Source organism: Curtobacterium sp. CFBP9011, from assembly GCF_034045095.1.
GTDB lineage: Bacteria > Actinomycetota > Actinomycetes > Actinomycetales > Microbacteriaceae > Curtobacterium.
On sequence record NZ_JAXCWN010000002.1, the window covers coordinates 239,461 to 251,855 of the forward strand.

At 71.1% G+C, this 12,395-nt stretch carries 12 protein-coding genes; all 12 read left to right on the forward strand.

Annotation, left to right across the window (positions count from 1 at the left end):
• Positions 1–26: 26 nt before the first annotated feature.
• The 12 genes from efp (at position 27) to metK (ending at position 12,394) form a co-directional block, all read left to right on the forward strand.
• Positions 27–587 (forward strand): elongation factor P, encoded by a 561-nt coding sequence (efp, locus tag SOM35_RS05365; RefSeq protein WP_111073583.1) that lies wholly within the window; start codon positions 27–29, stop codon positions 585–587.
• An 11-nt stretch (positions 588–598) separates the two neighbouring features.
• A complete protein-coding gene (nusB, locus tag SOM35_RS05370) occupies positions 599–1,051 on the forward strand; it encodes a transcription antitermination factor NusB (RefSeq protein ID WP_111073582.1) in 453 nt (150 codons plus the stop codon).
• A gap of 75 nt (positions 1,052–1,126) precedes the next feature.
• Entirely contained in the window at positions 1,127–1,711 is a 585-nt protein-coding gene (gene pyrR, locus SOM35_RS05375) for a bifunctional pyr operon transcriptional regulator/uracil phosphoribosyltransferase PyrR (RefSeq protein ID WP_111073581.1), read from the forward strand.
• Positions 1,708–2,667, forward strand: coding sequence for an aspartate carbamoyltransferase catalytic subunit (locus SOM35_RS05380; RefSeq protein WP_111073580.1), 960 nt, complete (start codon positions 1,708–1,710; stop codon positions 2,665–2,667). The genes pyrR and SOM35_RS05380 overlap by 4 nt, the downstream gene beginning before the upstream one ends.
• Positions 2,664–4,019 (forward strand): dihydroorotase, encoded by a 1,356-nt coding sequence (locus tag SOM35_RS05385; RefSeq protein WP_320514654.1) that lies wholly within the window; start codon positions 2,664–2,666, stop codon positions 4,017–4,019. Before SOM35_RS05380 ends, SOM35_RS05385 begins: the two co-directional genes overlap by 4 nt.
• Positions 4,016–4,561, forward strand: coding sequence for a PH-like domain-containing protein (locus tag SOM35_RS05390; protein ID WP_290156435.1), 546 nt, complete (start codon positions 4,016–4,018; stop codon positions 4,559–4,561). The genes SOM35_RS05385 and SOM35_RS05390 overlap by 4 nt, the downstream gene beginning before the upstream one ends.
• Positions 4,558–5,775 carry a glutamine-hydrolyzing carbamoyl-phosphate synthase small subunit gene (gene carA / locus SOM35_RS05395; protein WP_221850292.1) on the forward strand — a complete coding sequence of 406 codons (1,218 nt, stop codon included), beginning with the start codon at positions 4,558–4,560 and terminating at the stop codon, positions 5,773–5,775. The genes SOM35_RS05390 and carA overlap by 4 nt, the downstream gene beginning before the upstream one ends.
• Positions 5,775–9,053 (forward strand): carbamoyl-phosphate synthase large subunit, encoded by a 3,279-nt coding sequence (gene carB / locus SOM35_RS05400; protein WP_320514655.1) that lies wholly within the window; start codon positions 5,775–5,777, stop codon positions 9,051–9,053. The genes carA and carB overlap by 1 nt, the downstream gene beginning before the upstream one ends.
• Positions 9,050–9,934, forward strand: coding sequence for an orotidine-5'-phosphate decarboxylase (gene pyrF, locus SOM35_RS05405; RefSeq protein WP_320514656.1), 885 nt, complete (start codon positions 9,050–9,052; stop codon positions 9,932–9,934). Before carB ends, pyrF begins: the two co-directional genes overlap by 4 nt.
• Positions 9,935–9,978: 44 nt before the next feature.
• The gene (gmk, locus tag SOM35_RS05410) at positions 9,979–10,887 is read left to right on the forward strand and encodes a guanylate kinase (protein WP_221850376.1); all 909 of its coding nucleotides are present in this window, start codon (positions 9,979–9,981) and stop codon (positions 10,885–10,887) included.
• Between the two features lie 29 nt (positions 10,888–10,916).
• Positions 10,917–11,180, forward strand: coding sequence for a DNA-directed RNA polymerase subunit omega (rpoZ, locus tag SOM35_RS05415; protein ID WP_110902190.1), 264 nt, complete (start codon positions 10,917–10,919; stop codon positions 11,178–11,180).
• Positions 11,181–11,185: 5 nt separating this feature from the next.
• Positions 11,186–12,394 (forward strand): methionine adenosyltransferase, encoded by a 1,209-nt coding sequence (gene metK, locus SOM35_RS05420; RefSeq protein WP_320514657.1) that lies wholly within the window; start codon positions 11,186–11,188, stop codon positions 12,392–12,394.
• The last annotated feature ends 1 nt before the right edge of the window (position 12,395 follow it).

A 12,395-nucleotide genomic window follows, 5' to 3' on the forward strand; every position in this document is an offset into this window, starting at 1 on the left:
TCACAACACCATCGAACGGAAGACCAATGGCGAGTACCACTGACATCAAGAACGGCGCCGTTCTCATCATCGACGGGCAGCTCTGGTCGGTCGTCGAGTTCCAGCACGTGAAGCCGGGCAAGGGCGGCGCCTTCGTGCGCACCAAGCTCAAGAACGTCGTGTCGGGCAAGGTCGTCGACCGCACGTTCAACGCCGGCGCGAAGATCGTGACCGCCGTGGTGGACCGCCGCGACTACCAGTACCTCTACGAGGACGGCGACTCGTACGTGTTCATGGACCAGGACACCTACGACCAGATCAACGTCCCGTCGACGGTCGTCGGCGACGCGAAGAACTTCCTGCTCGAGTCCGCGCAGGTCACCATCGCGATGAACGAGGGCAACCCGCTCTACGTCGAGCTCCCGACCTCGATCGTCACCACGATCGAGACCGAGCCGGGCCTGCAGGGCGACCGTTCCTCGGGTGGCACCAAGCCGGCGACGATCGTCACGGGCTACCAGATCCAGGTCCCGCTCTTCCTCGAGAGCGGCACCAAGGTGAAGGTCGACACGCGTGACGGCAACTACCTCGGCCGCGTCAACGACTAGGCGCTGACCGGATGAGTGCTCGTTCCAAGGCGCGCAAGCGCGCCCTCGACATGCTCTACGTGGCCGAGGTGCGCGAGCTGCCGATCGCGGACGTCCTCGCGACCGAGACGGTCCGCCACCTCGACCAGCCGGAGCGTACCTCCAGCTGGGACTACGCGCGGCAGATCGTGACGGGCATCGACGAGGCCCGCTACGAGATCGACGACGTCATCACCGACCACGCGCAGGGTTGGGCGATCGCCCGCATGCCGGTGCTCGACCGCTGCATCCTGCGCATGGGCGTCTGGGAGCTCCGGTTCAACCCGGAGGTCCCGGACGCGGTCGCGATCGCCGAAGCCGTCGAGCTCGCGCAGTCGCTGTCCACCGACGACTCGGCCGGCTTCGTGAACGGCGTCCTCGGCGCCGTCGCCGGTGGTCGTGGACCGTCCGGTCGGACTGTCGCGGAGGACCAGGAGTCCCACTAGGCTCGAACCCGTCAGCATCCTTGAAGCCGTCCTGAGAGACGGGAGCCGTCCAGAGAGACGGGGAAGGAGGTCTGCGTGGGTACCAGAACGGTCCTGCAGCAACCCGACATCACGCGCGCTCTGACGCGCATCGCACACGAGATCCTCGAGGCCAACCACGGTGGCTCGGACCTGGTGTTGCTCGGCATCCCGACCCGCGGCGCCGTCCTGGCCGAGCGGCTCGGACGCATCCTCGCCGACATCGAGCCCGGGTGGGAGTCCGCCACCGGGGGCATCGGCAGTGAGCGGGTCGGCGCCCTCGACGTCACGATGTACCGCGACGACCTGCGCCGCGGCATCGGTCGCGCACCGCACCCGACGGTGATCCCGGCCGGCGGTGTCGACGGCAAGGTCGTCGTCCTGGTCGACGACGTCCTCTACTCGGGCCGTACCGTCCGCGCGGCACTCGACGCACTGCAGGGCATCGGACGCCCCCGTGCGGTCCGGCTGGCGGTCCTCGTCGACCGCGGCCACCGCGAGCTGCCGATCCGCGCCGACCACGTCGGCAAGAACCTCCCGACAGCCGGGGACGAGCGGGTCACCCTGCACCTGACCGAGACCGACGGCGTCGACGACGTCGTCATCGAACAGGGCAGCACGGAACCGGGCGGTGCGGCATGAGGCACCTGCTCTCCACCGCCGACCTGTCGCGGGACGATGCCGTGCGGATCCTCGACGTCGCCGAGGAGATGGCCGAGGTCAACACGCGCGAGGTCCGGAAGCTCCCGGCGCTCCGCGGTCGGACGATCGTGAACCTCTTCTTCGAGGACTCGACTCGCACCCGCATCTCGTTCGAGGCCGCCGCCAAGCGACTGTCCGCGGACGTCATCAACTTCGCCGCGAAGGGCTCCAGCGTCTCGAAGGGCGAGTCCCTCAAGGACACCGTCCAGACCCTCGACGCGATGGGCATCGACGGCATCGTGATCCGGCACGGCGCGTCCGGCGCCCCCCGGGTGCTCGCCGAGGCCGACTGGATCGACGTGCCCGTGGTGAACGCCGGCGACGGCACGCACGAGCACCCCACGCAGGCGCTCCTCGACGCGTTCACGATGCGCCGCCGCCTGCACGGCGCGGACAGCCGCGGCCAGGGGCTCGACGGCGTCCGCGTGCTCATCGTCGGCGACGTGCTGCACAGCCGCGTCGCCCGGAGCAACGCCTGGCTGCTCCGCACGCTCGGTGCCCACGTCACCTTCGCCGCGCCGCCGACCCTGCTGCCCGCGGTCGACCGGCCCTTCGGCGCCGCCGTCCACCACGACCTGGACGCGGCCCTCGCCGAGGACCCGGACGTCGTGATGACGCTCCGCATCCAGCAGGAGCGGATGAACGACGCCTTCTTCCCGAACCCCCGCGAGTACACGCGGCACTTCGGCCTGACCGCCGCCCGCTTCGCGCGGCTGCCGGAGCGCACCCTCGTGATGCACCCGGGGCCGATGAACCGCGGGCTCGAGATCGCCGGCGTGGCCGCGGACGACGCCCGTTCGACGGTCGTCGAACAGGTCGCGAACGGCGTCTCGGTCCGGATGGCCGTGCTCTACCTCGCCCTCACCGGTGACCAGCAGAAGGAGTCCGTCGCATGACCGCACACCTGATCCGTGGCGCGCAGCTGGTCGACGGCTCGCGTGCCGACATCCGCCTGGAGGGACGGCTCGTCACCGCGGTCGGGTCCGGTCTCGACGCGGCCGGCGCCACGGTCGTCGACGCCGACGGGCTGCTCGCCCTGCCGGGTCTGGTCGACCTGCACACGCACCTCCGGGAGCCCGGCCACGAGGAGTCCGAGACGGTCCTGTCCGGCTCGCGGGCCGCGGCCGCCGGCGGCTTCACGGCAGTGAACGCGATGGCGAACTCGTCGCCGGTCGCCGACACCGCCGGGGTCGTCGAGCAGGTGCAGGCGCTCGGGGACGACGCCGGTTACGTCACCGTCCGGCCGATCGGTGCCGTCTCGCAGGGACTGCAGGGCACGCACCTGGCCGAGATCGGCGCGATGGCGTCCTCCCGCGCGAAGGTCCGGGTGTTCTCCGACGACGGCTCGTGCGTCGCCGACCCGCTGCTCATGCGTCGGGCGCTCGAGTACATCAAGGGCTTCGGCGGGGTGCTCGCCCAGCACGCGCAGGAGCCCCGCCTGACCATCGGCGCGCAGATGAACGAGGGCCGCCTGTCCTCGGAGCTCGGCCTGGCGGGGTGGCCGGCCGTGGCCGAGGAGTCGATCATCGCCCGCGACGTCCTGCTCGCCGAGCACGTCGGCGCACGACTGCACGTCTGCCACGTCTCCACGGCGGGCAGCGTCGAGGTGATCCGCTGGGCGAAGACCCGCGGCATCGACGTCACCGCCGAGGTCACCCCGCACCACCTCCTGCTGACCGAGGACCTCATCGCCGGACACGACGGCGCCCCGGGCTACGACGCCCGCTACAAGGTGAACCCGCCGCTCCGCCGCCGCGAGGACGTCGAGGCACTCCGCGCGGCCCTCGCCGACGGCACGATCGACATCGTCGCGACGGACCACGCCCCGCACCCGGCCGAGGCGAAGCACTGCGAGTGGCCGGCCGCCGCGAACGGCATGGTCGGCCTCGAGTCCGCGCTGCGCGTCGTGCACGCCGCCGTGGTCGAGGACGGTCGACTCGACTGGGCCGACGTCGCCCGGGTGCTCTCGAGCGCCCCGGCCCGGATCGGCCAGGTCGAGGGCCACGGCCACGCGATCGCCGAGGGTGCCCCGGCCGAGATCACGCTCTACGACCCCGCCGCGAGCCGCGACTTCTCGGCGGCCGACCTGCACGGGCAGTCGCAGAACTCGCCGTACCTCGGCATGCCGCTGCCCGGACGGGTCGTGGCGACCTTCCACCACGGCATGCCCACGCTCCTCGACGGACAGCTCGTCGACAGCGAGACCGTCGCGGCACGGGCAGCGGCGGCACGGGTGGCGACGGCATGAGCGGTGACGCGGCACGCTGGCTGCTGGGCGGGGTCATCCTGCTCGCGGTGGCCGCGCTGTTCGTCGCGATGGCCCGCACCTGGCGGACGCGCAGCCGACGGCAGGCGGAGGCCGTGCCTCCCGTCCCGGTGCCGGCCGACCGCGGTCCGGCGGCCGGGTCCTGGGACGGCTTCACCGTCGCGACGACCCGCGCCGACCAGCCGCTCGAACGGATCACCGCCGGCGGACTCGGCTTCCGCGGCCGCGGCGGCGTGACGGTGCACGCGACCGGTGTCGTGCTGCACCACGCCGGTGTGGACGACCGGTGGATCGCCCGGAGTGCCGTCCGCGGCGCCGACCGGGCCACGTGGGCCATCGACCGTGTGGTCGAGCCCGGGGGACTGGTCCGACTGCGATGGACGGCGACCGGCGCCGCAGCAGCGACGGACCTCGACACCTACTTCCGGTTCCCGGAGGGCGACGCGGAAGCGCTCACCGCCCTGCAGGGACTGGCGACGACGAACGACTCCCCGCAGACCGCGGGCGAAGGGACGAACTCATGACACGCGAACGGGCCGTACTGGTCCTCGAAGACGGCACCCGGTACGACGGCTGGGCCTACGGCGCCCGCGGGCGCACGCTCGGCGAGGTGGTCTTCGCGACCGGCATGACCGGGTACCAGGAGACCCTCACCGATCCCTCCTACGCCGGGCAGATCGTGGTGCAGACCGCGCCGCACATCGGCAACACCGGTGTCAACGACGAGGACCCCGAGTCCCGTCGCATCTGGGTCGCCGGCTACGTCGTCCGCGACCCCAGCCGCGTGGTCTCGAACCACCGCGCGGACGCCTCGCTCGACGAGCACCTGGTGCGCGACGGCATCGTCGGGATCTCCGGCATCGACACCCGGTCCCTGACCCGCCGCATCCGCGACGCCGGCGCCATGAAGGGCGGCGTGTTCAGCGGGGCCGACGCCACGCTCGACGCCGACGAGCAGCTCCGGGTCGTCACCGAGCAGGCCGGCATGGCGGGCAAGAACCTCTCCGCCGAGGTCTCCACGGCCGAGGAGTACGTCGTCGAACCGGTCGGGGAACGGATCGGCACGCTGGCCGTCCTCGACCTCGGCGTGAAGTCGTCGACCACCCGATACCTGTCCGAGCGCGGCTTCGAGGTGCACGTGCTGCCGCAGGACGTCACGGTCGAGCGGCTCCGCGAGCTCGACCCCGACGCGCTCTTCTACTCGAACGGCCCCGGCGACCCGTCGGCCTCCGACGCGCAGGTGACCCTGCTGCAGGAGAGCCTCCGCGACGGCCGTCCGTTCTTCGGGATCTGCTTCGGCAACCAGCTGCTCGGCCGCGCGCTCGGCTTCGGCACCTACAAGCTGCCCTTCGGACACCGCGGCATCAACCAGCCGGTGCTCGACACCACCACCGGCAAGGTCGAGATCACGAGCCAGAACCACGGCTTCGCGGTCGACGCGCCCGTCGGACAGGTCATCGAGTCCCCGGTCGGCTTCGGCCGCGTCGAGGTCTCGCACTACTCGCTCAACGACAACGTGGTGGAGGGCCTCCGGGCGCTCGACATCCCCGCGTTCAGCGTGCAGTACCACCCCGAGGCCGCTGCCGGACCGCACGACAGCATGTACCTCTTCGACCGCTTCCGGGACATGGTGGTCGCCCGCCGGCAGGGGGAGCCGCTCGACGCGGCCACCGCCGACGCGACCACCCCCGCCGCCGACCCGACGCACGGCTCCGACACCACGAAGGAGGGCAACTGATGCCCAAGCGCTCCGACATCAGCTCCGTCCTGGTCATCGGCTCCGGCCCGATCGTCATCGGGCAGGCCGCCGAGTTCGACTACTCCGGCACCCAGGCCTGCCGCGTGCTCCGCGCCGAGGGCGTCCGCGTCATCCTGGTGAACCCGAACCCGGCGACCATCATGACCGACCCGGACTTCGCCGACGCGACGTACATCGAGCCGATCACCAACGCGTCGCTCGAGGAGATCATCCGCATCGAGCAGCCGGACGCCGTCCTGCCGACCCTCGGTGGGCAGACCGCACTGAACGCGGCGATCTCCCTCGACGAGGCCGGCATCCTCGAGAAGTACGGCGTCGAGCTCATCGGCGCCAAGGTGGACGCCATCCAGCGCGGTGAGGACCGCCAGCTCTTCAAGGAACTCGTCCTCGAGTCCGGCGCCGACGTGGCGCGCAGCCACATCGCCCACACGCTGGAGGAGGCGAAGGAGTTCGCGAAGGACCTCGGCTACCCGCTGGTCGTCCGGCCGTCCTTCACCATGGGCGGTCTCGGTTCCGGCTTCGCGTACACCGAGGAGGAACTCGTCCGCTTCGTCGGCGACGGGCTGCAGTCCAGCCCGACGACCGAGGTCCTGCTCGAGGAGTCGATCCTCGGCTGGAAGGAGTACGAGCTCGAGCTCATGCGGGACAACGCCGACAACACGGTCGTCGTCTGCTCGATCGAGAACGTCGACCCGGTCGGCGTGCACACCGGCGACTCGATCACGGTCGCCCCGGCGCTGACGCTGACCGACCGCGAGTACCAGAACATGCGGAACATCGGCATCGACATCATCCGTCGCGTCGGCGTCGACACCGGCGGCTGCAACATCCAGTTCGCGGTCGACCCGTCGAACGGGCGCCTCATCGTCATCGAGATGAACCCCCGCGTCTCGCGATCGAGCGCGCTGGCGTCCAAGGCCACGGGCTTCCCGATCGCCAAGATCGCCGCGAAGCTCGCCATCGGGTACCGCCTGGACGAGATCCAGAACGACATCACCCGCGTCACCCCGGCCAGCTTCGAGCCGACGCTCGACTACGTCGTGGTGAAGACCCCGCGCTTCGCGTTCGAGAAGTTCCCGGCCGCCGACGCCACCCTCACCACGACGATGAAGAGCGTCGGCGAGGCGATGGCGATCGGCCGCAACTACGCCACCGCGCTGCAGAAGTCGCTCCACTCGCTCGAGAAGCGCGGGTCGAGCTTCCACTGGGACGTCCCGGCCGACCAGCTCGACAAGGCCGCGCTGCTCGAGAAGTCGTCGATCCCGACCGACGGCCGCATCGTCACGGTGCAGCAGGCGCTCGTCGCCGGTGCCACCGCGGCCGAGGTCTTCGAGGCCACGAAGATCGACCCGTGGTTCATCGACCAGATCGTCCTCATCAACGAGGTCGCCGATGAGGTCCGCGCCGCCGAGACGCTCGACGCGGACACCGTCCGTTGGGCCAAGGAGCACGGCTTCAGCGACGCGCAGATCGCCTCGCTCCGTGGCGTCACCGAGCAGGAGGCCCGTGACCAGCGTCACGCGCTCGGCATCCGCCCGGTGTTCAAGACGGTCGACACCTGCGCCGGAGAGTTCCCGGCCCTGACGCCGTACCACTACTCGTCCTACGACACCGAGACCGAGGTCGCCCCGAGCGACCGCAAGAAGGTCGTCATCCTGGGCTCCGGCCCGAACCGCATCGGCCAGGGTGTCGAGTTCGACTACTCGTGCGTGCACGCGTCCTTCGCGCTGAGCGACGCCGGGTTCGAGACGATCATGGTCAACTGCAACCCGGAGACGGTCTCGACCGACTACGACACCTCGGACCGGCTCTACTTCGAGCCGCTCACGGTGGAGGACGTCCTCGAGGTGATCGCGGCGGAGCAGGCCTCCGGCGAGGTCGTCGGCGTCGTCGTGCAGCTCGGTGGCCAGACCGCCCTGGGCCTGGCGAAGCCGCTCGAGGCCGCCGGCATCCCGATCCTCGGCACCAGCCCGGACGCGATCGACCTGGCCGAGGAGCGCGGTGCGTTCTCGCGCATCCTCGACGACGCCGGCCTGCTCGCGCCGAAGAACGGCACCGCACACGACCTGGCGAGCGCCACCGCGGTCGCCGAGGGCATCGGCTACCCGGTGCTCGTCCGTCCGTCCTTCGTGCTCGGCGGGCGCGGCATGGAGATCGTCTACGACTCCGACACCCTCGCCGACTACTTCGACCGGATGGCCGACCAGGCGATCATCGGCCCGGAGCTGCCGCTGCTCGTGGACCGCTTCCTGGACGACGCGGTCGAGATCGACATCGACGCGCTCTACGACGGCGACCGGCTCTACGTCGGCGGCGTCATGGAGCACATCGAAGAGGCGGGCATCCACTCCGGCGACTCCTCCTGCACCCTGCCCCCGGTCGGCCTCGGTCGCGCGGAGATCCAGGCCGTCGTCGACGCGACCGAGAAGATCGCCCGCGGGGTCGGCGTCCGCGGCCTCCTCAACGTGCAGTTCGCCATCGCGGCCGGTGTGCTCTACGTGCTCGAGGCGAACCCCCGCGCCAGCCGCACGGTGCCGTTCGTCTCGAAGGCGCTCGGCATCGCCCTGGCCAAGGCCGCTGCCCGCGTCATGACCGGCACGAGCATCGACGACCTGGTCGCCGAGGGGCTGCTGCCGAGCCGCGACGGTGCCTTCGTCCCGATGGAGTCCCCGATCGCCGTCAAGGAGGCCGTGCTGCCCTTCCGACGCTTCCGCACCCGCGAGGGTCAGGTCGTCGACTCGGTGCTCAGCCCCGAGATGCGCTCCACCGGTGAGGTCATGGGCATCGACCGCGACTTCCCGCGGGCGTTCCTCAAGAGCCAGGAGGCCGCGTACGGCGGACTGCCGACCAGCGGCACCGTGTTCGTGAGCGTCGCCGACACCGACAAGCGCGCCATCGTCCTGCCGGTGCACCGTCTGCAGCAGCTCGGCTTCACGATCATCGCGACCGAGGGCACCGCCGAGGTGCTCCGCCGCAACGGGATCCTGGTGGGCGTCGTCGGCAAGTTCAGCCAGGGGCAGGAGAGCGTCGTCGACCTGCTCGCCCGCAACGAGGTCGACATCGTCATCAACACGCCGAGCGGTGCCGCCGGTCGCGCGGACGGGTACGAGATCCGCGCGGCGACGGTGGCGGCGGACAAGCCGCTGTTCACGACGATCTCGCAGCTCGGCGCGGCGGTCGCGGCGATCGAGACGATCGGCACGCCGCACAGCGTCCGGAGCCTGCAGGACTACGCGCTCGAACGAGCCGGCTGGTGACCCCAGCCCGGCCTGGAGGCCCGACCCCGTTCGGCGTCCGGCTCGCCGCCGCCATCGGGTCGCGGTCCGCACTGTGCGTCGGCATCGACCCCCACGCCGCCACCCTGGCGGCGTGGGGGCTCGGCCGCGACGAGGCCGGACTGACCGCCTTCGGCGCGACCCTCGTCGACGCGGCCGCCGGTCGCGCGGCCGTGGTGAAGCCGCAGATCGCGTTCTTCGAGGCGGCCGGGGTGCCCGGCTACCGCGCACTCGACGCGACGATCCGTCGTGCACGTGATGCGGGCCTCCTGGTCGTGGCGGACGTCAAGCGCGGCGACATCGGGTCCACCGGTGACGACTACGCGCTGGCGTGGCTCGACCGCGACGGACCGTTCGCGGCGGACGCGATGACCGTGTCGCCCTACCTGGGCTACGGCTCGTTGTCCGGGACGATCGCCGTCGCCCGAGAGAACGGCGCCGGTGTGTTCGTGCTCGCCGCGACGAGCAACCCGGAGGCCCGGGTCCTGCAGACCGCGGTGCTGGCGGAGGGCCCGCGTGCCGGGCGGACCGTGGCTGCCGGTATCGTCGTCGACGTGGCAGACGACAACCGGACGACGGCCGACCAGGCCCTGGGGGACGTCGGGCTCGTGCTCGGCGCGACCCTCGACCTCGACGACTTCGGCATCACGGCCGACGAGATCGGTACCGCCCCGGTGCTCGCGCCGGGCTTCGGTGCCCAGGGTGCCCGGATCGAGGACCTCCGTGCGCTGTACGGCAGCCGGGCCGAGCAGGTGCTCGTGAACGAGTCCCGCGGTCTGCTCGGTGACGGCCCGGACGGTGTCGCCGCCCTCGTGGCCGACCGTGCCGACCGCATCCGTGCGGCCCTGGAGCCGGCAGCGTGAGCGACGAGCAGCAGGGCAGCGCTCCCGCCGCCGACCGGTCGGCGTTGCCGGCACACCGCAACCCGCCGGAGGTCGACCGCGTCGCCGCCGCGAAGGCCGCCGTCGCCGCACGGCGTGCCCGCGCCGCGGTGAAGTCCGCGGTCGCCGCCGGGGACCGGTCGCCGCTCGAGGTGGCCCGCTCCGCGTGGTCCGAGGACGAGTCCGTCGTCGCGACCACCTCGGCGGAACGCTCGCTACGGGTCCGCGACCTGCTGACGAGCCTGCCCGGTGTCGGACCCGCCCGGGCCGAAGCCGTCATGGGCGCGCTCCGGATCGCGCCGTCGAAGCGCCTCGGGGGACTCGGCAGCCGCCAGCGGACCGAGCTCGCTGACTGGCTCGCCCAGCGCGGCCGGAAGCGTGCCGCGTCGAAGCTGGTCGTCCTCGCCGGACCCACCGCGGTCGGCAAGGGGACGGTCAGCGCGTACATCCGCGAGCAGTACCCCGAGGTGAACCTCAGCGTGTCCGCGACGACCCGGGCGCCCCGTCCGGGCGAGGTCGACGGCGTGCACTACTACTTCGTCGACGACGCCGAGTTCGACCGGATGGTCCGCGACCGCGAACTGCTCGAGTACGCGACCGTGCACAACTCGTACCGGTACGGCACCCCGCGCCCGCCGATCGACCGCGCGCTCGACGCCGGTGAGAAGGTCATGCTCGAGATCGACCTGCAGGGTGCCCGCCAGGTGCGGGACGCCATGCCCGAGGCGGTCCTGGTGTTCCTGCTGCCCCCGACCTGGGACGAACTGGTCCGTCGGCTCATCGGCCGCGGGACCGAATCGCCGGAGGAACAGGCGCGCCGGCTCGAGACCGCCAAGGTGGAGCTCGCGGCCCAGGACGAGTTCGACGTGCGGATCGTGAACTCCGATGTCAGCACGGCGGCACGCGAGGTCGTAGACTTGTTCTCTGCGCCCTGACGGGTGCACCGACGACGAGGAGCAATCCCATGGCCAACCCCCAGGGCATCATCGACCCGCCCATCGACGACCTGCTCAGCAAGGTCGAGTCGAAGTACGCGCTCGTGATCTTCGCCTCGAAGCGTGCTCGCCAGATCAACGACTACTACGCCGACCTGCACGAAGGCTCGCTCTTCGACAACGTCGGTCCGCTCGTCGACTCGACGATCGACGACAAGCCGCTCTCGGTCGCGCTCCACGAGATCAACGAGGACAAGCTGACCGTCACCAAGCAGCAGCAGCCCTCCGCCTGATCCCGGTGAGTGCGCTCCGTCTGTTCACGTCGGAATCGGTCACCGAAGGCCACCCCGACAAGATCTGCGACCAGATCTCGGACGCGATCCTGGACGCCCTGCTCACGGTCGACCCGCACGCGCGGGTCGCCGTCGAGACGATGGTGACGACCGGGCTCGTGCACGTCGCGGGAGAGGTCACGACCTCCGGGTACGTCGAGATCCCGCAGCTGGTCCGCGACGTCATCACCGGCATCGGGTACAACTCCTCCGACGTGAGCTTCGACGGCCGTACCTGCGGCGTCGAGATCTCGATCGGCGCGCAGTCCCCGGACATAGCCCAGGGTGTCGACGAGTCCCTCGACACCCGCTCGGGTGCCGGCGTGGACCCGCTCGACCGCCAGGGTGCCGGCGACCAGGGCATCATGTTCGGCTTCGCGACGAACGAGACGCCGGAGTACATGCCGGTCGCCATCTGGCTCGCACACCGTCTGGCCGAGAAGCTCGCCGCGGTGCGCAAGTCCGGCGAACTGACGTACCTGCGTCCGGACGGCAAGACCCAGGTCACGGTCGGGTACGACGGCGTCATGCCGAAGACCGTCGAGACCGTGGTCCTGTCGACCCAGCACGCGCCGAGCGTCTCGCTCGAGCAGCTGACCGCCGACATCACCGAGCACGTCATCCGTCCGGTCCTCGACCTGGTGGACCTCGACTCCGCACACGTCGACGTGATCGTGAACCCGACCGGCCGCTTCGAGATCGGCGGGCCCCAGGGCGACGCCGGGCTCACCGGCCGCAAGGTCATCGTCGACACCTACGGCGGGGCCTCCCGTCACGGTGGCGGCGCGTTCAGCGGCAAGGACCCGTCGAAGGTCGACCGTTCGGCGGCGTACGCGCTCCGCTGGGTCGCGAAGAACGCCGTCGCGGCCGGTCTCGCCGACCGCCTCGAGGTCCAGGTCGCCTACGCCATCGGCCGCGCCAAGCCGGTCGGTCTGTACGTCGAGTCCTTCGGTACCGGTCACGTGGACGACGCGACGATCGAGGCCGCGATCACGCAGGTGTTCGACCTGCGTCCGGCCGCGATCATCCGTGACCTCGACCTGCTGACCCCGAAGTACGCGCAGACCGCGACCTACGGGCACTTCGGTCGGGAACTGCCGGGCTTCACGTGGGAGCAGCTCGACCGCGTCGAGGAGCTCCGCACCGCGGCAGGACTCGTCTCCGCCACCGTCTGAG

What these genes read in the sequence shown, in the direction of transcription:
- rpoZ (WP_110902190.1), top strand. Translation starts at nt 10,917, where the DNA reads ATGGCCAACCCCCAGGGCATCATCGACCCGCCCATCGACGACCTGCTC.
- SOM35_RS05390 (WP_290156435.1), top strand. Translation starts at nt 4,016, where the DNA reads ATGAGCGGTGACGCGGCACGCTGGCTGCTGGGCGGGGTCATCCTGCTC.
- efp (WP_111073583.1), top strand. Translation starts at nt 27, where the DNA reads ATGGCGAGTACCACTGACATCAAGAACGGCGCCGTTCTCATCATCGAC.
- carA (WP_221850292.1), top strand. Translation starts at nt 4,558, where the DNA reads ATGACACGCGAACGGGCCGTACTGGTCCTCGAAGACGGCACCCGGTAC.
- carB (WP_320514655.1), top strand. Translation starts at nt 5,775, where the DNA reads ATGCCCAAGCGCTCCGACATCAGCTCCGTCCTGGTCATCGGCTCCGGC.
- nusB (WP_111073582.1), top strand. Translation starts at nt 599, where the DNA reads ATGAGTGCTCGTTCCAAGGCGCGCAAGCGCGCCCTCGACATGCTCTAC.
- SOM35_RS05385 (WP_320514654.1), top strand. Translation starts at nt 2,664, where the DNA reads ATGACCGCACACCTGATCCGTGGCGCGCAGCTGGTCGACGGCTCGCGT.
- SOM35_RS05380 (WP_111073580.1), top strand. Translation starts at nt 1,708, where the DNA reads ATGAGGCACCTGCTCTCCACCGCCGACCTGTCGCGGGACGATGCCGTG.